Origin of the sequence: Shewanella bicestrii (assembly GCF_002216875.1) — a bacterium.
In the GTDB taxonomy this organism is placed as follows: Bacteria; Pseudomonadota; Gammaproteobacteria; order Enterobacterales; family Shewanellaceae; genus Shewanella; species Shewanella seohaensis.
Window position 1 is genome coordinate 3524959 of sequence record NZ_CP022358.1, and the last position, 19625, is coordinate 3544583.

Annotated in this window: 14 protein-coding genes; 9 read left to right on the plus strand and 5 right to left on the minus strand. The window is 49.4% G+C overall.

Annotated features, from left to right (window positions below):
• Window positions 1-628 precede the first annotated feature (628 nt).
• Window positions 629-1987, plus strand: a complete 1359-nt coding sequence (locus CF168_RS15410; RefSeq protein ID WP_089068259.1) for a YjiH family protein — start codon at window positions 629-631, stop codon at window positions 1985-1987.
• A 533-nt stretch (window positions 1988-2520) separates the two neighbouring features.
• Here CF168_RS15410 and CF168_RS15415 read toward each other — a convergent pair.
• Together CF168_RS15415 and CF168_RS15420 are read right to left on the minus strand one after the other, a co-directional pair.
• Window positions 2521-2928 (minus strand): DMP19 family protein, encoded by a 408-nt coding sequence (locus CF168_RS15415; protein WP_157705970.1) that lies wholly within the window; start codon window positions 2926-2928, stop codon window positions 2521-2523.
• Window positions 2929-3079: 151 nt separating this feature from the next.
• Entirely contained in the window at window positions 3080-3604 is a 525-nt protein-coding gene (locus tag CF168_RS15420; protein ID WP_089068261.1) for a hypothetical protein, read from the minus strand.
• Between the two features lie 724 nt (window positions 3605-4328).
• Here CF168_RS15420 and CF168_RS15430 point away from each other — a divergent pair.
• From CF168_RS15430 to CF168_RS15440, 3 genes are all read left to right on the plus strand, one after another.
• Complete coding sequence (locus CF168_RS15430; RefSeq protein ID WP_089068262.1) at window positions 4329-5411, plus strand: UDP-2,3-diacylglucosamine diphosphatase; 1083 nt, start codon at window positions 4329-4331, stop codon at window positions 5409-5411.
• Window positions 5412-5413: 2 nt separating this feature from the next.
• The gene (locus CF168_RS15435; protein ID WP_167373643.1) at window positions 5414-7303 is read left to right on the plus strand and encodes a lysophospholipid acyltransferase family protein; all 1890 of its coding nucleotides are present in this window, start codon (window positions 5414-5416) and stop codon (window positions 7301-7303) included.
• Between the two features lie 101 nt (window positions 7304-7404).
• Window positions 7405-7836, plus strand: a complete 432-nt coding sequence (locus tag CF168_RS15440; RefSeq protein ID WP_011621846.1) for a CBS domain-containing protein — start codon at window positions 7405-7407, stop codon at window positions 7834-7836.
• Window positions 7837-7873: 37 nt separating this feature from the next.
• Here CF168_RS15440 and CF168_RS15445 read toward each other — a convergent pair whose 3' ends face one another.
• Window positions 7874-9226, minus strand: a complete 1353-nt coding sequence (locus CF168_RS15445) for an NCS2 family permease (RefSeq protein WP_011625514.1) — start codon at window positions 9224-9226, stop codon at window positions 7874-7876.
• A 517-nt stretch (window positions 9227-9743) separates the two neighbouring features.
• On the opposite strand from CF168_RS15445, the gene torE reads away from it, so the two are divergent.
• From torE to torD, 4 genes are all read left to right on the plus strand, one after another.
• A complete protein-coding gene (torE, locus tag CF168_RS15450; RefSeq protein ID WP_011621844.1) occupies window positions 9744-9914 on the plus strand; it encodes a trimethylamine N-oxide reductase system protein TorE in 171 nt (56 codons plus the stop codon).
• A gap of 26 nt (window positions 9915-9940) precedes the next feature.
• On the plus strand, window positions 9941-11119 hold the full coding sequence (gene torC, locus CF168_RS15455) for a pentaheme c-type cytochrome TorC (RefSeq protein ID WP_011625513.1): 1179 nt from the start codon (window positions 9941-9943) through the stop codon (window positions 11117-11119).
• A gap of 15 nt (window positions 11120-11134) precedes the next feature.
• Window positions 11135-13624 carry a trimethylamine-N-oxide reductase TorA gene (gene torA / locus CF168_RS15460; protein WP_011621842.1) on the plus strand — a complete coding sequence of 830 codons (2490 nt, stop codon included), beginning with the start codon at window positions 11135-11137 and terminating at the stop codon, window positions 13622-13624.
• A gap of 67 nt (window positions 13625-13691) precedes the next feature.
• Window positions 13692-14321, plus strand: a complete 630-nt coding sequence (gene torD, locus CF168_RS15465) for a molecular chaperone TorD (protein WP_089068263.1) — start codon at window positions 13692-13694, stop codon at window positions 14319-14321.
• Window positions 14322-14623: 302 nt separating this feature from the next.
• Here torD and torS read toward each other — a convergent pair whose 3' ends face one another.
• On the minus strand, window positions 14624-17656 hold the full coding sequence (torS, locus tag CF168_RS15470; RefSeq protein ID WP_089068264.1) for a TMAO reductase system sensor histidine kinase/response regulator TorS: 3033 nt from the start codon (window positions 17654-17656) through the stop codon (window positions 14624-14626).
• A 56-nt stretch (window positions 17657-17712) separates the two neighbouring features.
• On the opposite strand from torS, the gene torT reads away from it, so the two are divergent.
• Window positions 17713-18780, plus strand: coding sequence for a TMAO reductase system periplasmic protein TorT (gene torT, locus CF168_RS15475; RefSeq protein WP_089068265.1), 1068 nt, complete (start codon window positions 17713-17715; stop codon window positions 18778-18780).
• Window positions 18781-18845: 65 nt separating this feature from the next.
• Here torT and torR read toward each other — a convergent pair whose 3' ends face one another.
• Entirely contained in the window at window positions 18846-19556 is a 711-nt protein-coding gene (torR, locus tag CF168_RS15480; protein ID WP_011625509.1) for a two-component system response regulator TorR, read from the minus strand.
• Between the last annotated feature and the right edge of the window lie 69 nt (window positions 19557-19625).

Sequence of the window (19625 nt, forward strand, 5' to 3'; positions counted from 1 at the left end):
GAGAAATATTTTATTTCACCACTATTTACGCTTATTTAGTCACTCGCGCGCAGTTCCCGCCCTTAGTCAATATTCAATTTAAAATATGCAAATACCGAGTCAAAACTGCATAAAAATGCACAACCCATTCAGCAATGGCCGAGCTTATTGTCAGCGATAACCTCGCCATTACAATTTGGGTTAACTATTTCACATTGTATGGTGAGCGACTGAAGCCCTAATCGCATTAACGGATAAAAAAACCGCAAAAGCGGAATATTCGAAGAATCTAAGGGAAAAATTTGTACAAAATCACCCTCGACCGCTAACAACATCAAGAATAAAACAACTCGATAAACACGCTGCAACACACAGATTTAATTGCATGATTTAGTTAATCAAATACCTTATCAGCACGCAATATTCGCCAAGATAAGCATGCAGAAATGGCCCAAATAACTATGCTATTTTGCTGCTTATCTCAAACAAATTTCCGAATCGTTTTACATAGGGCCGCTAAGCGAGTAATCTTCCCCCTTCTCGATTTTGAGTTGAATGAAAATGCACCTAACATCCGCCTAACATGCGGCTTTGAGGGGCAATTTGTTCAAGTTTATTTGTGCGACTCGTACTTTTAAGGTGTACACCATTGGCTACTGAACATAAAAACCGCAACATTAAGACGATACTCACCTTTATCGTCCCTTCGCTGATCGGTCTGCTGCTGTTTATGACCCCTATCAGCTACAACGATGCGATTACTATTCCTATCGCAATCATCTCTAAAGCACTACAAAGCGTGTTAAGCGATGTATTAACCTTAATCGTGACTGTGATTGTTGTCGCCATGGCCTTGGCTTCGTTGCTGACTAAGTTACTCAAACCTAAGTTTGTGCTGAACAATCACTTCCTCAATGGGTTACTCAACATCAGCCCGCTCTGGCTTGCGACGCGCGTCGTCGGCGCCGTCTTTATCGTGCTGACCTACTTTGGCATTGGCCCCGAAGCTATTAACTCTTCAAGCACTGGCGCCTTAGTACTGAACGACCTGTTACCTGTACTCTTCTCGGTGTTTATCTTCGCCGGTATGTTACTGCCGCTGCTGTTAAACTTCGGTCTATTAGAGCTATTTGGCACCCTGCTGACCAAGGTAATGCGCCCCGTGTTTAACCTGCCAGGTCGCAGTGCCATCGACTGTATGGCCTCTTGGTTAGGTGATGGTAGCGTTGGTATTTTGTTGACTAGCAAGCAATACGAAGCGCGTTTTTACACCCAAAGGGAAGCCGCGGTTATCGGTACCACCTTCTCGGCGGTGTCAATTACCTTCAGCTTAGTGGTGATCTCGCAGGTGAAGTTGGAGCAAATGTTTGTGCCCTTCTACCTGACCGTATGTTTAGCGGGTTTTGCGGCGGCCGTGATTGTGCCTAAGCTGCCACCGCTATCGTGGAAAAAAGATAACTATATCGACGATACGCCACGTCAACCCGACGATGAGATGATCCCCGCAGGACACGGCGCACTCTCATGGGGCTTTGATAAAGCACTCGAGAAAGCCGCCAGTGCTGGTGGTGTCAAAGCCGTTTTAAATGAAGGGATTAAAAACGTTATCGATATGGTATTTGGCATTATCCCAGTGGTAATGGCCATTGGTACCACCGCGCTGATCATCGCCGAGCATACGCCTATCTTCAATTACTTAGGTATGCCATTCATTCCGTTACTGGAACTGCTGCATATCCCTGAAGCGACCGAAGCCTCTAAAACCATCGTTGTTGGCTTTGCTGATATGTTTATCCCGTCGATTTTAGCCAGCTCTATCGAATCGGATATGACCCGCTTTGTGATTGCCGCCTTATCAGTAACGCAGCTGATTTACATGAGTGAAGTGGGCGCACTGCTGATTGGCAGTAAGATCCCAGTGAATTTTGTTGAACTTTTTGTCGTGTTCGTACTGCGCACCTTAGTGACTCTGCCAGTGATTGCCGGCGTGGCTCACCTGCTGTTCTAAGCGCAACATAACCTTAAATATCAAGGGGAGTCAGATTAACTGACTCCCCTTTTTTATACTGATTCAAACACAAACTCATACACGAACAGGCAGTTTTGGTTACTTCGTTGAGTGTGGGTTAGTCGTACAAACTCCACTCGTAACCATATAACTCAGTTTTACAGGAAGTCATTTAGAATTTCTGGATACTACTGCTGAAAGATAAAGTTTGGCCGTTTAATTCTTTAAGTGCTGGCTTTTGGTGAGCCATGGCATTCTCTCCCCGACACGCAGCAAGTCCATCCGTGGATGCTCGACCGCCCCGTCCGTGGGGCGGACGGTCGTCCCGCTAATCACCATGGCTCACCTGTTTAACATCGGTGTAGGCTGTTTGTTTTAAAGTAGGTATGTGACTCGTTTTGGGACAAAAGCGTGTCAGGACATCGGTTGCATCTGGTAAATTTCGGATAAAAATTTATATGGATTAACGCCCGCGTAATGTGCTGGTTTGAAGCACTAGCGGAAAATCCGCCCATTACGCGTTTGTTATGCTTTTACTTCGCCACATAAACATCAAGCATTTCATAAAAGTTTTCCGAATACTCGTAAAACTCTGAATCTAGGTTTCCGAGCTTCCCCATCTTTGAGTCTTCATCTATTTTTAAATGGTTTTGTCTTTCAAGACGAGATTCCGGTAACTTACCATTGAAAGCCACATCTATAGCCCGTTGGAGCAATGAGGCAGTTTTAGTGGCACCTATATTATTGAGTGATTTCAGAGCAAACACAGCATGTTCCCCAGAAGAGTTCCAGAAATATTGATGGAACCCACCATTGTTTACCTCTGCTTCCAACCACCAAATCGTATATATTGCCTGTTCTTTTTCAGACAGATTGGAAAAGCCAACAGCCTCATACTTTTCAGAAACTGCATCATAAGATTCTGGGTATTCTTTTGCCATTACCAATCCCGATATTGCAGTAAGAATAATTAGAAGTTTTCGCATATTCCCTCAGAAAACATAACGCCTCAAACACCGGCTTGGTGAAGTTGGCGGCTTTTTTGCGCACGCAAAAAAGTGACAGCTTTACCAAGTCCACGGCTTTGACTTGTTAATCCCAGTTTTTGGCAAACACCCATGCCGCATTAAACTCACGGGTACTTGCATTGAATGTAAATTCACAACCTTCATCAGTAAGGTCATTTAGAACCCCTTTTATTACAGGACCGGACTGCTCGGTAAAGCTAATGCCATCAGCAGATACTCTTTCACCTGACCATTCTAAGCGAGGCCCATTGAATAAGGCTAAACAAAGACCATCTGTTGCAACTAGAAACCCAGTTGCTTTGTTGTAGATAATATTGTCGATACCGTCCCATTCAGTTGTTGAAACTATTTCTCTTTTATTTGGATCAACAAAATATCCCTGACCACCTGCAACAACCAAAAATAGCTTCTCATTGGGAACACGAAAGACGGTATTATAGGAACTCCAACCACTTTGACTAAATACGCCCACCCACTCGATATATTCTTCGTCGAAGAACTTTACCCACAAAGTGTTTCCAGACTTTGAAAAATTGTGTTCTTCAAAATCTCCTGATAATGGTGGCCTATCAAGTATCCTTGCTTCCATGATAATGCTCAGTGTCAAATAGGGTTAGCTTATTAGTAAATATGCGATGCGCTGTTTGCAGAGCATAAACCGCTTGTTCACCAAATCTCAAATATGGCCGCAGCCACATCCATGTAAAATGATATAAATGATGCTATAGGTATTTGCTTTTTTGTGGTAGCGGTTTTTATACAGTTTGATGGGTAATCAATTGATATCGTTTCACCTTTCTTGTTCTTTCACGCTTATTTTTTGCTGATAAATCGCTATCTAACGACTCAAAACGCCAAGGAATACACCTCCCCTCGGAGTTGCCGCTGGGCGAGTAGACAAATTGCGTGAGTCTCGCCAAGGATGGCGAGCTAGCTTTCGCAGGTGCAGGGACGCATCCTTCGGAAGCGATAGCAAATTTGTCAATGAGCCCAAGGGGCTTTCAACTCCGTTAGGGGCGTCTTGGAGCATCCAAGGAGGATAGGACGAGCAGTCCTCCTTGGTCGGGGGTGGGGTGAAACCCCACGACTTTGATTTTGGTTAAAGCATTCAAACTATGAAAAAGGTGAGACACATAACTTCTAAGTTGAACCATCAAACTGTCAGTTATATTTGCATCCAGAGCAAATATTGATGGGTTAACTCCAGCCTAATCCACCTTGCTGTCATCTGCACGTCACTTAAGCTTCATCATTCAGTCAAAGCCCGTCACTAATCTCTAAGGCAGTCAACAGCTGCATAGGGTGAATATGAGATGACTGGAGCTAATTACAGGGGACTTGATCGCACGCTTATCGACGCACTCAAGACTCCCCGAAACTCTTCCCGTAACACTCCTTCCAACTCTTCCGACAATGCTCCATCCAGTGTTTACGACACTTCCTTCTCAACCCCACATATTGCCAACGCCAGCAACGCCGCAAATAACCAAACCATCACAGTCAACGCCCTCTGGCTATCGGATATTCATCTAGGTTGTAAGGATTGCAAAGCCGACTATCTGTTAAGCCTATTAAATACCGTGCGTTGTCAGCACTTGTATCTGGTCGGCGATATTGTGGATTTATGGGCGCTCAAACGCCGCCTGCACTGGCCCGAGAGCCACAATAAGGTATTGCAAAAGCTGATTGAACTGGCACAAAACGGCACTCAGGTGATGTACCTGCCGGGTAACCACGATGAGTTAATCAAGCTCTATGCCGAACTGACACTACTGAATATCAAGATAGCTCGCCAACATATTCATCAGGGGATTGGCGGCCACAAACTGTTAATGCTGCATGGCGATCAGTTCGATGCCGATGTTTGCGTTGGCCGCTTCTACGCCATCTTGGGCGATCATCTCTACGACTTGTTGCTGTTCCTCAACCGCAATCTCCATCGCCTGCGAGAGCGTTTAGGCTACCCGTATTGGTCACTCGCCAGCTATATCAAATCCCGCGTTGGCAAGGCACAGACGGCTATTGCCCGTTTTCGCCAGGCCGTAGTGAATTATGCCCAGCACTATGATGTGGATGGCGTGATCTGCGGCCATATCCACCAGCCGGAGCTATCGGTTCACGCTCGAGATAACCAATACAGCACGCCGGATAAGCGCCAGATAGTCTATGCCAATGATGGCGACTGGGTCGAAAACTGCAGCCTGATCACCGAAACCTTAAACGGTGAATTACAACTCTGCCGCTGGAACGAGCAAAGCGTAAACCTCGATATTCTGAGCAGTATTGTGCTGGCGCAAACGCCGCCCAAAGCACCTGTTAACGCCCCAAAACCTATTCCACAAACGGCCACACACAGCCCCAAACAAGCAGAAATCCAACCAAGGGATGTTGCCTAATCATGAACCCATTACCCCCTCATACCCCAAACGCTGATTCATTAAGCCCTAACACATTAAGCGCCAACGCATTAACGCAGGACGCAGCCATGCCACTGCCCGCCTTAAAAGCCAGTTCGATGATCTTTACCGTCGATAATGTGGTGGAGCAAAACCTGCCCGCCCTCAAGGATAAACCTTGGCTAGCCAAGCCGACTAAGGCCATGCTGCGTTACCTGTTGAATGAAAAACAATGTAACGACATAGCCAATCAGTTTGCCTATCTGCAAGGGGTCGATTTTGTCGAGCAAGTGCTCGCCAGCTTCGATTTTAGCTTTACCGTGCCCGCCAACGAGGTCGAAAATATTCCCTGCGAGGGCCGCGTGGTGATCTTCGCCAATCATCCGATTGGCTCCCTCGATGCGCTTGCCCTGATTAAACTCGTCAGCGAAATTCGCCCCGATATCAAGGTGGTAGCAAACGAGCTCCTGATGGCGCTCGAACCTTTGCATTCTATCCTGCTGCCAGTGCGCAATATGACGGGCGGCACGCCGAAACAGCACCTCGAAAAAATCCACCAGCATCTGCGCAATGAAGGCGCGGTACTGATTTTCCCATCGGGGGAAGTCTCTCGCCTGCGCCCGAGCGGCGTGCGCGATACACAGTGGCACTCGGGCTTTTTGAAGATGGCGATTTCCTGTAATGCACCGCTGCTGCCAATCTTTTTGGATGCTAAAAACTCGGCCACCTTCTACGGCGCCTCGATGATTTACAAACCCTTAGCCACATTGCTACTGGTCAAGGAGATGTTTAAACAGGCCAAACGCAATATGCCCATTCGTATCGGCGAGCTTATCCCGAACGAAGCCGTACGCTCGATGGACTTTCCGCTAAAAACCAAGATAAAACTGCTTAAAAATCATCTGTATCGTATCGGTAAAGATAAAGACCCACTGTTTATCACCCAAAGCGCCATCGCCCACCCGGAGTCGCGCCGAGAGCTACAGGCCGCGCTGCAACAATGTGAACTCCTCGGCGAAACCCAAGATAACAAGCTGATTTATTTGTATCAGCATCAGGACAGCAACCCCATCATGCGCGAAATTGGGCGCCTGCGGGAAATCGCCTTTCGCGCCGTCGGCGAAGGCACGGGTAAACGCCGCGATATCGATAAATATGATTCCTACTACCAACATCTGGTGCTGTGGGATAAAGAGCAGTTTGAAATTGTCGGCGCCTATCGTTTCGCTAGCGGCGAGCAAGTGCTAAATCGCTACGGCGACAACGCCCTCTATAGCCAATCCCTGTTCCAATATGCCGATGGTTTTATGCCCTTTGTCAAACAAGGCTTAGAACTTGGCCGCAGCTTTGTGCAGCCAAAATATTGGGGCAAACGCAGTCTCGACTACCTCTGGTTTGGTATTGGCGCCTTCCTCGCCAAACATCCCGAATACCGCTACCTATTTGGCCCAGTTTCTATCAGTAATCAACTGCCTGGCAGCGCGCGGGAGATGTTAGTGCATTTCTACTCCAAGGAGTTTGCGCCAGCACAGCAGCTAGCGGTGTCAATGTCGCCCTTTGGCTTGTCCAAGCAGCGTAAGTTGCAGTTGGATGAACTCTATTCGGGCGAGGATTACCAAAGCCACTTTAAGCAACTCAAACAAATGCTGGCGAGTATGGGCGCCGCGGTGCCAACCCTGTACAAGCAGTACGGCGAGCTGTGTAAGCAAGATGGGGTGAAGTTTCTCGCCTTTGGGATCGATGCCGATTTTGGCGACTGTGTCGATGGCTTAGTCTTGGTCGATACCCATAAACTGAAAGGGAAAAAGTACCAGCGTTATATCGGCGCCCATTTACCCGAAGACTTACGCAACCCCTTGATGGCGGAGGACGAAACCGACGAGCAGGATTAGGCACAAATCCGCCCTAATACATTGGCTAAATAAACATCGGTCTGTTATAAGTATCTGTAATACAGTGTATTAACGATACACGTCCTAGGAAGGGGTTTATCATGCCGATCATTATCGCCGATATTATGCGTACCCGAGTCGTCACGGTCGAAATGGACGATCGCTTAACCGTGGCGAAGGATATTTTCGATCAGGCAAACTTCCACCATCTGCTGGTGGTGGATGAATATAAACTCGAAGGGGTATTGTCGGAGCGCGACTTACTCCGTGCCATCAGCCCGAATCTGGGCAGTAGCGCCGAAACCGCTAAGGATCTCGAGACCCTACAAAAACGCGTCCATCAGGTGATGACCCGTAATCCCGTTACTGTTGCGCCGCATGTATCGCTCGATGCTGCGACGCACACCCTACTAGAACATAATATTGGCTGTTTGCCCGTGCTCGATAATGGCGATCTGGTAGGGATAGTGACTTGGAAGGATTTACTGCGAGCCTATTGTGAACACAATGAGGTCAATGAAAGCGAGTGCTAACGGCACTCGCTTTCGACTTTATAGAGAAAGTAGCAAACTAAATTGCCCAGCCGCCCATATAGAAGGCCACAAGGCCCAGCGTAATGGCGAGCACGCCTAACTTAAGCTGACGGATTTCACCGCTAAAAATGCGGCCAACCACTAAGGTCACAAAGCCAAGCATAATACCGGTCACAATGTTACAGCTGAGGATGATGAATACGGCGCAGGTTAATCCCGCCATCGCATCGACCTTGTCGTTAAAGTCCAACTTAGTCACATTGCTGAGCATCAATAGCCCCACATACATCAGCGCAGGCGCCGTGGCATAGGCTGGCACTAAATAGCTGAGCGGCGCTAAAAACACCATCAGCAGGAATAATCCACCGACTATAGTCGCGGTTAAACCCGTCTTACCGCCCGCCGCCGTACCCGCCGCCGATTCGATATACACGGCCGCAGGGGCGCCACCAACGATACCCGCAAACATGCTGCTGACCGAATCAGAGGTCAGCGCCTTGCCACCGCCGACGATATTATCGTCTTTATCCAGCAGATTAGCTTGCCCCGCTACCGCGCGGATGGTGCCCGTGGCATCAAAAATCGCCGTCATCACCAGCGCCAGTACAATCGGCAATACCACAGGATTCAAGGCGCCCATAATATCCATTTGACCAATCAGCGAGTGCTCAGAGGTAAAATCAGGCACGGCGAAGAAACCTTGGAATGTCACGCTTGGATCAAACACTAAACCGAACAGGGATAGGCCAATAATTACCAATAAAATCCCGCCGGGTACACCGCGACGCTCTAAACCGATAGTGGCCGCTAAGCCTAGCACGGTGGCGATAACGGGCAGGCTGTTAATGTCGCCTAACTTCACTGGCAGACCCGCGTCATTGGCCACAATCAACTGCACACTGTTAGTGGCAATTAAGAGTAAAAACAAGCCAATACCTATACCTGTACCATGGGCAATCCCCTTGGGTAGGTTAGCCAGCACCCATTGACGCACGCCCGTGACACTCACAACGGTAAAAATCACGCCCATCCAAAAGATGGCGCCTAATGTCACAGGGATACTCATGCCCTGACCTAACACTAAACCGAAGGCGGTAAAGGCGGTGAGTGAAATCGCACAACCAATGGCCATAGGCAGATTCGCCCAGAGTCCCATCAGCAGCGAGCCGAAGGAGGCAATTAAACAGGTGGCGACGAACACGGCGCCGGGATCGAATCCCGCTTTGCCTAACATATTGGGTACCACAATCACTGAGTACACCATAGCGAGGAAGGTGGTTAACCCTGCAATCACTTCTTGGCGAACTGTGCTACCACGTTGTTGAATTGAAAAAAAACGGTCCAGAAACGAACCAGAGGGTACGGCTGTTGAACTCAATTGCTCAGACATATCTTGTTATACCTTGTGATCTCTTAAAATAGGGTCGATACCAATTGGCTTAACCATTGGCGACGCTGGCTGCGGCAGATTAGAGCCCCAAATCCAATGATTTGGGTGAGAGATCCACATCATTCTCCTACATCGGGAAAAATCCATGATCTGCAAGCAGTGACGCTTTGCATCGTTAAAATGGCTTCAACGAGACAAACGCAGCCTTTGTTGGGCGCGGATAATACTGTAAACGCCGCCAGATAGCTAAGACCTCGCCTGCACTTCAGTAAATAATTAGCGAAAAAATTCAAAATCAGTGTTTAAAAAAACGCCTAAACCGCACAACAAACTGCCGAGTTCGATCACAGAAATTAGATTAACTCTCTGTCAGTAAAACAAAAAGTCATCGGTTTTTTAAAATTTTCATAATTTTTCATATATTGTCAAAGCCCATTCATGCCTGCAGGCAAGTCCATTCACATCTGCCCTTTATAGTGCTCCCATCAAAAATCGCTTTCGAACGGAGCTCTTCCCAATGACAAAGCCCACTATGCAAACATCGGATAAGTCCTCACGCAGCAATGAGTTAAAGGCGCTGGGATTCATCATTTTCATACTCTTTCCCGCACTGACTGTCGCGGGGATCAGTCTCTACGGTTTCATCATTTGGATGATCCAAGCCTTCGGCGGCGTTGTCGGCCACTAATTCACTGATACTTTGAGGACGCTATTATGAAGTGGTTAACCAACCTCTGGCGCACACTAAACAAACCCACAAAAGCTCTCACCTTAGGCGCTGTCAGCATCAGTGCTTTTATCATGGGCATCATCTTCTGGGGCGGATTTAACACCGCACTGGAAGCCACCAACACCGAAGCCTTCTGTATCAGCTGCCACAGTATGGAAAGCAAGCCTTACCAAGAGTTGCAGGAAACTGTGCATTGGTCGAATCACTCTGGCGTGCGCGCTACCTGCCCCGACTGCCACGTGCCCCACAACTGGAGCCGTAAGATTGCCCGTAAGATGGAAGCTTCCCACGATGTTTGGGGCTGGTTATTCAACACGGTCAACACCCCTGAAAAATTTGAAGCTAAACGCCTCGAAATGGCGAGCCGCGAATGGAAACGTTTCGATCGCGACAATTCACTGGCCTGTAAAAACTGCCACAACTACAACTCGATGAAGTGGGAAAGCATGTCACCACTGGCGCAAAAACAGATGAAACGCGCCGCCGAAATCGACCAAAGCTGTATCGATTGCCACAAAGGTATTGCCCACCATTTACCTGAAATGGGCACGGCCCGGGCACCCGAACTCATCGCCGAAGTGGGCGCTGGCGTCAGCTCAGTCGAAACCAACCAAACCTACTACAGCGCCCTGACTAAGCCACTGTTCTTTAGTGAAAAAGGTGACGTTGAAGCCGGTACCTTAAACGTGGCCACTAAAGTCAAAGTGCTCGAAACCCAAGGTAAACGCATCAAAATTGGCATCGATGGCTGGCGTAAGAAAATCGGCGCAGGCCGCGTGATCTACATGGACTTTGGGGTAAACATTCTGTCGGCGCAGTTAAGCAAAGATGCCGCCGAAACCGAAGGTGTTATCCAAACCTTTGAAGAGAAAGAAGACCCAATGACAGGCCTGAAATGGCAACGGGTTGAAGCCCAAATCTGGACCGATAAGGATTACCTGCTCACCGAGCTGCAACCACTCTGGGGCTATGCCCGCGATACGTTCCGCTCAAGCTGTAGCGTGTGCCACACCCAGCCAGATGAAGCGCATTTCGATGCCAATACCTGGCCAGGCATGTTCCAAGGCATGTTGGCCTTCGTGAACATGGACCAAGACACCCAAGCGCTGGTGCAGAAATACCTGCAGGAACATTCGTCAACCTTCGTGAAAAAAGAGCACTAATTCGGGAGTAATACCATGAACAGAAGAGACTTTTTAAAAGGCTTAGCCTCAACCTCTTTCGTTGCTTTAGGTGGCAGCTCAGTGTTAGCGCCCTTAAACGCGCTAGCCAGCACGGGCTTAAATGAAGACGAGTGGCTAACCACGGGCTCACACTTTGGCGCCTTTAAAATCAAACGTAAAAACGGTGTGATTGCCGAAGTCAAAGCCTTCGATTTAGATAAATATCCAACGGATATGATTAACGGTATCCGTGGTATGGTCTACAACCCATCCCGCGTGCGTTACCCTATGGTCCGCTTAGACTTTTTACTGAAAGGCCATAAGAGCAATACCCAGCAACGAGGGGATTTCCGCTTCGTTCGCGTGACTTGGGATAAAGCATTAAAGCTGTTTAAACACTCACTCGATGAAGTCCAAACCAAATACGGTCCATCGGGCTTACACGCGGGGCAAACCGGCTGGCGCGCAACCGGGCAACTGCATTCCAGCACCAGCCATATGCAGCGTGCGGTGGGGATGCACGGCAACTATGTGAAGAAAATCGGTGACTACTCCACAGGTGCAGGCCAAACCATTCTGCCCTATGTATTAGGTTCAACCGAAGTGTATGCCCAAGGTACCTCTTGGCCGCTGATCTTAGAAAACAGCAACACTATCGTGCTCTGGTCAAACGATCCTTACAAAAACCTGCAAGTGGGTTGGAACGCCGAAACCCATGAGGCCTTCGCTTACCTCGCGCAGTTAAAAGAGAAGGTCAAACAGGGCAAGATCCGCGTGATCAGTATCGACCCTGTGGTCACCAAAACTCAGGCTTACCTTGGCTGTGAACAGTTGTATGTTAACCCACAGACTGACGTGACGCTGATGCTGGCCATCGCCCATGAGATGATCACCCAAAAACTTTACGATGATAAATTTATCCAAGGCTATAGCTTAGGCTTCGAAGAGTTTGTGCCTTACGTAATGGGCACTAAAGACGGTATCGCCAAAACCCCAGAGTGGGCAGCGCCAATCTGCGGGGTTGAGCCACACATCATCCGCGATCTGGCGAAAACCTTAGTTAAGGGCCGTACCCAAATCATGATGGGTTGGTGTATTCAGCGCCAGCAACATGGTGAGCAACCTTACTGGATGGCCGCTGTACTCGCGACCATGATAGGCCAAATTGGCTTACCCGGCGGTGGCATCAGCTATGGTCACCACTACTCTAGTATTGGCGTGCCTGCAACAAATGCGGCGGCGCCCGGCGCCTTCCCCCGTAACTTAGACGAGAACCAAAAACCCCTGTTCGACAGCACCGACTTTAAAGGCGCGAGCAGCACCATTCCCGTCGCACGTTGGATTGATGCAATCCTCGAGCCCGGCAAAACCATTGATGCCAACGGTTCGAAAGTGGTGTATCCCGATATTAAGATGATGATTTTCTCGGGTAATAACCCATGGAACCACCATCAAGACCGTAACCGCATGAAGCAAGCCTTCCATAAGTTGGAATGCGTGGTCACTATCGATGTGAACTGGACGGCGACTTGCCGCTTCTCCGACATAGTGCTGCCCGCCTGCACCACCTATGAGCGCAACGATATCGACGTATACGGCGCCTATGCTAACCGCGGTATTTTAGCGATGCAGAAGATGGTCGAGCCGCTGTTTGAAAGTTTGTCAGACTTTGAAATATTCACTCGCTTTGCCGCGCTGATGGGTAAAGAGAAAGAATACACCCGCAATATGAGCGAGATGGAGTGGATAGAAACCCTCTATAACGAGTGTAAAGCCGCGAACGCGGGTAAGTATGAGATGCCAGATTTTGCTACCTTCTGGAAGCAAGGTTATGTGCACTTTGGTGATGGCGAGCTGTGGACACGCCACGCCGACTTTAGAAACGACCCTGAAATCAATCCATTAGGTACGCCTTCTGGCTTGATTGAAATCTTCAGCCGTAAGATTGAACAGTTCGGTTATGACGACTGCCAAGGCCATCCGATTTGGATGGAAAAAGCCGAGCGTAGCCATGGTGGCCCGGGTTCGGACAAATATCCTGTGTGGCTACAATCTTGCCACCCAGATAAACGTCTGCACTCACAGATGTGTGAGTCGAAGGAATACCGCGAAACCTACACAGTCAACGGCCGCGAACCCATCTATATCAGCCCTGTGGATGCCAAAGCGCGCGGCATTAAAGATGGCGATATTGTGCGCGTCTTTAACGACCGTGGCCAACTGTTAGCGGGCGCTGTGGTATCGGATCGCTTCCCTAAAGGCGTAGTGCGAATTCATGAAGGCGCATGGTATGGCCCAGTGGGTAAAGATGGCAGCGTCGAAGGCGGCGCCGAAATCGGTGCCCTGTGCAGCTATGGCGACCCGAATACTCTGACCTTAGACATTGGCACCTCTAAGTTGGCTCAAGCCTGCTCAGCCTATACTTGTCTGGTCGAGTTTGAGAAATACCAAGGCAAAGTCCCTAAGGTCAGCTCCTTCGATGGTCCTATCGAAGTCGAAATCTAACCGAGCCCACAAGGCGATGCGCCTAGTCAACTAGGCGCATTCCACTGTTATTCTTGAGGAACATGCGATGAGCAACGTCGATATCAATCATGCCAGAGCCTTAGTGTATCAGCTGCTGTCTTCTCTGTTTGCCCGTGAAATTGATGAGCAGCGCCTTAAGCAACTCACCAGTGAGCAAGCGCAGCAATTCTGGACACAACTGGGTTATGCACCCGAGTTTAGTGCGCCAGTTGTCAGCATACAGAAGGTGATGAATGGCTTAACGAGCGATGAAGCCTTGCTCGAACTTGCCGCCGATTATTGCGGTTTATTCCTTGTAGGCACAAAGCACAGCGCCTCGCCCTATGCCAGCCTGTACTTGAGTCCCGAGGAAGAACCCTTGCTATTTGGGCAGCAGCATCAACAAATGAGCGAGTTTTTACACCAGAGCAAACTGCAAGTGCAGAGTCACTTCCCTGAACCTGCCGATCACTTAGCCGTGATACTCGCCTATATGGGGCACTTAGCTTGTCACAGTGAAGATGCTGCCCAGTTAAGCTTTCTAAATGCTTGTATAGACTCTTGGTTAGCCAAGTTTGTCGCCAAGGTCGTTGAGTGCGATAGCAAACACAGCAATGGCTTTTACAGCGCTCTCGCCACACTCACCCTAGCTTGGGTGCAGCAAGATAAACAGCAGTTAGAACAGGCAATGCATTGATCGCCACCAGCCTAAAGCCCGAGTAGCGTTAAACCCAAGTAGCGTTAAACCTGAGTAGCGTTAAACCCAAGTTGCATTAAACCTGAGTCGCAATAAGACTCAAGGTGATGACTCATGTCTCGTCCTGAAATAAGTTAACGAAATGCGGCTCCCAAGGGAGCCGCTTTTTTATTCCTCGATTTGCATTGGTTAAGCAGAAATACGAGTAGGAAAGGACGACTCACTTATAGAGTTCACGCCCTGTCGCCAATCCTTTACTGCTAATCCCGTGCAGCTAATCGAGTGTTGCTAGCCCTGTGTTACTAATTCTGTCTTGCAAGCCACTGCTCAAGCGCTGTTATCGACGCCTGCCAGCAGGCGGTTAATTCAGCCACGGCCTTGCTATCCAATCCATTTTCCCCAGTGGTGTTGAGTGTTTTCTCCCACTGCTGACAACACTCGGTCAGTGCTTTTAGCCCCATGCTGGCGCTGCTGCCCTTAAGCGCATGCAATAGTTTTGCGACCTCGCTGAAATGCGCCACAGCGCTTAGCGCCGAGAGTCGCTCAATTTGCTCGGCACTGGAGCTTCGATAGAGCGCCAACATATCACTCACGGCTTTCACGCCTAAGACCTCAAGATCTTGCTTTAACTGATTAAGATCTAACAAGGTTTCAGCTTGATGGCTCTGGCGGGTAGGTTCGGCATTATTCGGTGATTGAAGTGATTGCGGCGATGACTCATACGGTGAAGCAGGCACACGCGCAACCCCTAACCATTCTGTCAGGGTTTGCAGGCTCAAGGGTTTAGCCAACACAGTATCAAACCCCGCCTCCCGATACAGGCTAAGATCCTCCGTCTGCATCTGCGCGGTAAAGGCGGCAAACTTAACTTTGTCATTGGCGAATAAGGTTTTTAACTGGGGTAATAATGTGAGTCCTGAGCCATCACTCAGCTGAATATCGAGCATCACGGCATCGTATGCCTTATCGCCACTCACATGTGCTATCGCCTGCTGACAACTGATGGCCAAACTGGAACTGTGGCCTAAATGCGCCAAAAATCCCTGCGCGACCATGGCATTGACCTTGTTGTCTTCAATCACTAACACCCGTTGGGGATTAACCCGTTTTTGCACCTGAGTTTGCGTATCCAATGCCCTATCACACTGGGTAAAGCTCAGCTCAAAACCAAACTCGCTGCCCTTGCCAGGCTCACTCTTGACCCAAATGCCAGGCCCCTGTGCATCCATCAGTTCAACTAACTGTTTGCAAATGGCAAGCCCTAAGCCTGTCCCACGGCTGCGCCCCTGATTAGGCAATACGCAGTAAGGCATAAATAATTGCTCGCGCACCTCGGGCGCAATCCCCACGCCGGTATCGGCCACCACAAAGGCCAACTTATCGCCTCGTACGCTGACATTGAGACTCACGCCGCCTTCGGGGGTGAATTTAATGCCGTTACCAATCAAGTTAAACAGCACTTGCCTCAGCTTAGGGCCATCGATCTGAATACACGCAGGTAACTGGGGGCGATTCAGCCTTAGGCTCAATCCCGCTAAATTGGCGCCCGCCAGCATGATTGCCAGCACTTCATCGAGCAGGGCGTTGATATCCGTTGGCCGCGGCTCATTGGTTAAATTGCCCTGCTCGAGGCGGGAGAAGTCGAGAATATCGCTCAGCACGGTTTGCAGCAGCGTGCCGCTGTATTGCGACAGCGCGAGCATCTGTTGCTGCGCGGGCGGTAACTGACTATGGCCGAGCAGGGTAAGTGTCCCGAGTAAACCGTTGAGCGGGGTGCGAATTTCATGGCTCATGGTCGCCAAAAATTGGGATTTCGCCTGACTCGCCTCCTCGGCAACGATTCTTGCCTTAGCGTGGCCTTTTGCCTCCGCATCGAGGCGCAGGTTGGCTTCGGCCAATTCCTGCGTGCGCGTGGCCACGGTTTGTTCGAGGGCCTTTTTATGTTCGGTCAGCTCATCGGCGACCTGGCGTAAATCCGTCTGCAATTTCAGGTTATGGGCGGTTTTTCGCTTAAATGCCTCGATGGCATTGGCCATGGCGGTCAACTCATCGTCGCCGTGGGCATCGAGGCTCACATTGGTGTCCCCTAAACTTAAGCGCGACATGGCCTCGGTCGCCTGATTTAACCTCAAGGCAATGCCGCGATAGATCACTCGATAGACCACGACCGCCATGATAACCAACATTAATATGCCCGTGCCCCACAGCCCCAAGCGGGCGTAAGACAACTGCATTAAATAATCACTGCGGGCCAGCTCTGCCCGCTGTTGCTGTTGATTAAGCGCACTGTCCACCAGCGTGTTGAGGCTATAGAGTTTTTCCGCTAACTCCTGCTGCTGACGCTGTTGGCGCTGCAGGCTTTGGCTCAGTTCTCGCTGTAATTTAATGATTTTTGGGGTATGAAGAAGGATAGCCAGCTCCGTCTTTAGCGCATTGAGCCTGCCGGGGTCACGGATAAGCTCAGCCACTGTGGTGAGCGCCATTAAATCGATACCCACCTCTGCCGTTGGCGCCTCAGTGGTCGCCAGCTCGATAGCCGTCCCTTGTTTTGGATGATCTGGATGATTCTGTGCCATGGGGTGCGATGGCGCAGTGCTGGCAAAGGTGGCCAATAAACGGGGAACACTCAATTGCAGTTCGGACTGTAATTCGGATGCCTCAAATAACTGACTGAGCAGCGCAATTTGATGCACTAACTTGAGTGCGCGGTTGAGCTGCTCCTGCACATCTAACTCTCGCTCAATCACATCATCGAGCAATTGGCCACTGCGTTTATCCCCCGCCATATCCGGATAGGCCTGGCTGAGTTTTGCCAAAATCGCCGAGTCCACAACCGCCAATTCGGATTGTAATAGCTCAGAGGCGCGGCCTGCGGCAACCGATAATTCGCGGGCCCTAAGCTGTAACTCATCGCCTAAGGTAATACGCTGACCGACACTCTTACCCAATAAGGTTAGTTGCTCGATGATTTGCCCTGCTAATACGGATAGATGATTATCTTCGTTCACATCCAGTGTTAGTAACACTTTGATGCTATTTAACATTGTGGCGCTTTCAAGGCTGAGCTTACGGCCGATAAATTCCCGCTGCCGCTCGTCCTCCACTTGGCCTAATTGGGTCACACCATCGGATAAGGCATTAGAGGCCTGCACTAATTGGCGCGCGGCTTGAGAGGCGGGTAAGGACTCTTCATACAGATAACTGTCGGCCTGTTTGAGCCAATGCAAACTCAGGCTACCTAAGCTAACCAGTAGCAACAGCAATACCCCAAGCACGCCGAAGGCGAGCATGAGTCTGCCAGTTAAACTACTTCGCGATAAAGATAAAGGCGCCACACTTGTTCCTTCTGTTACAATGCCTTCGAGATAATCACTGTGGATGATACGAGACAATGGGAAAATTTTGGCAAGCTTTGCTCACACTCACCACTTTTGGCCTGTCATGTTTATCTGCAGCTGGTGCCAACAGCCAAACTTGGCCATTAGAGCAACGCCATCCCTTTAATGCCAAGATTCAACAGGCGCAGGCACTCGATTATCATCCCCTGAGTAAAGCACAACAGGCTTGGCGCATTTGTGCCTTAGTCCCCCACCTGAAGGATGCCTATTGGATTGGCATCGACTACGGCCTGATCCAACAGGCGAAACACCTCGGTGTGTCGCTGGATCTGTTCGAAGCGGGCAGCTACTACCATCAAGATAAACAGCTCGAGCAATTAAGCGCCTGCATGAAGGGAGATTACGACGCGATTTTGCTTGGCGCCGTGAGCCCCAATCTGCTCGAACAGTTTTCTGAGCCGCTAACTAAACCCGTACTCGCCCTAGTGAATAAGCTCAATGCTGAGCAAGTGCAGACCCATATCGGCGTTAACTGGTATCAAATGGGGCTCAGCGCGGGCAATTTTATTAAGGCAGATGCCAAGGCACATACGCCCACCCAGCCGACCACCTTGGCCCTCTTAGCGGGCCCTGAAAACCTCGGCGGCACAGATTTAGTCGAACAAGGCATTCGTCATGCCCTCGAGGGCAGCAATGTCAGCATCAGTGCGATTCAGCATGCCGATAACAATCGCAATCTCTACCGCGATCAATTACAGATTCTGCTTAAGGCCCAGCGCCCCGACTATATTCTCGGCAGTGCGGTGGCGATAGAAGCCGCTGTTAGTACCCTCAAACAAAAACAGCTGACGCAAGACATCAAGCTGGTGAGCAGTTACTTCTCCCCCGCGATTCTGCGCGGCTTAAAGCGACAAAAAGTGGTCTACAGCAATGATGACTTGGTCGTGTTACAGGGCAAACTCGCCATCGATGTCACGGTAAAACAACTCGAAGGCGCCGCGCCTTTTGGCGATATAGGTCCTGCTATCGTTGAGCGCACGACCTCACCAAATACCTTATCGGATCTTAGCTTTAGTCTCGCCGAAGCGGATTTTTATCCCCTGTATCAAGTGCGCCCCTGAGTGCTTAACAAAGCGATTAACGCTGCGCTTAATATAGGTCTAAAATCAGGGACTTAAGTTAGCGATTAGTCATCCACCTTAGCGGCAAACAAATAGCCTTCACCATGGACAGTAACAAAGAGTTCGGGATTAAGCTTATTACGCAGGCGACGGATGATGACATCTATGGTTCTGTCATTCACATCCTGATTGCGATGACTGGTTTGCTGCATTAAGCGCTCGCGGGAAAGTACCTGCTGCGGATGCAAAGCAAAGGCGGTTAACAACTCAAATTCGGCCTTAGTGAGCTTGATAAGTTCCTCCCCTTGGCGCAGCTTACGGCTGTTTAATTCAAGCCGATAGCCTTCAAAACTCATCACATCATCGGGCTCGGATAATTCCTGCACCAGCGCTTGTTCGGCTTGTTTTACCAGAGAAATCCGCCACAGAAGGTTTTTAACCCTAACCAATAGCTCCCGCAGCTCGAAGGGCTTAGTCACATAATCATCGGCGCCCATCTCAAGGCCAACGATTTTATCAATCGATTCATCACGGCCCGAGACTAAGATAATCCCCACATGGGAGCGGCTACGTAACTCGCGGGTTAAGCTTAAACCATCCACCCCGGGCAGGTTAATGTCTAACATAATTAAATCAATATGTTGACGATTAAACTCGTGCCACATCTGCTCGCCATCGGCCGCCTCGACAACGCGGTAACCTTCTTTTTCAAAATACCCTTTCAATCGAGCACGAATAACCGCTTCATCATCGACAACGAGCACACTATAGGCCATGTTCTACATCTCTTATTTTGCTTAACTGAATTATTCATACTTTTTCATATTTGCATATGAGGAAAAGGT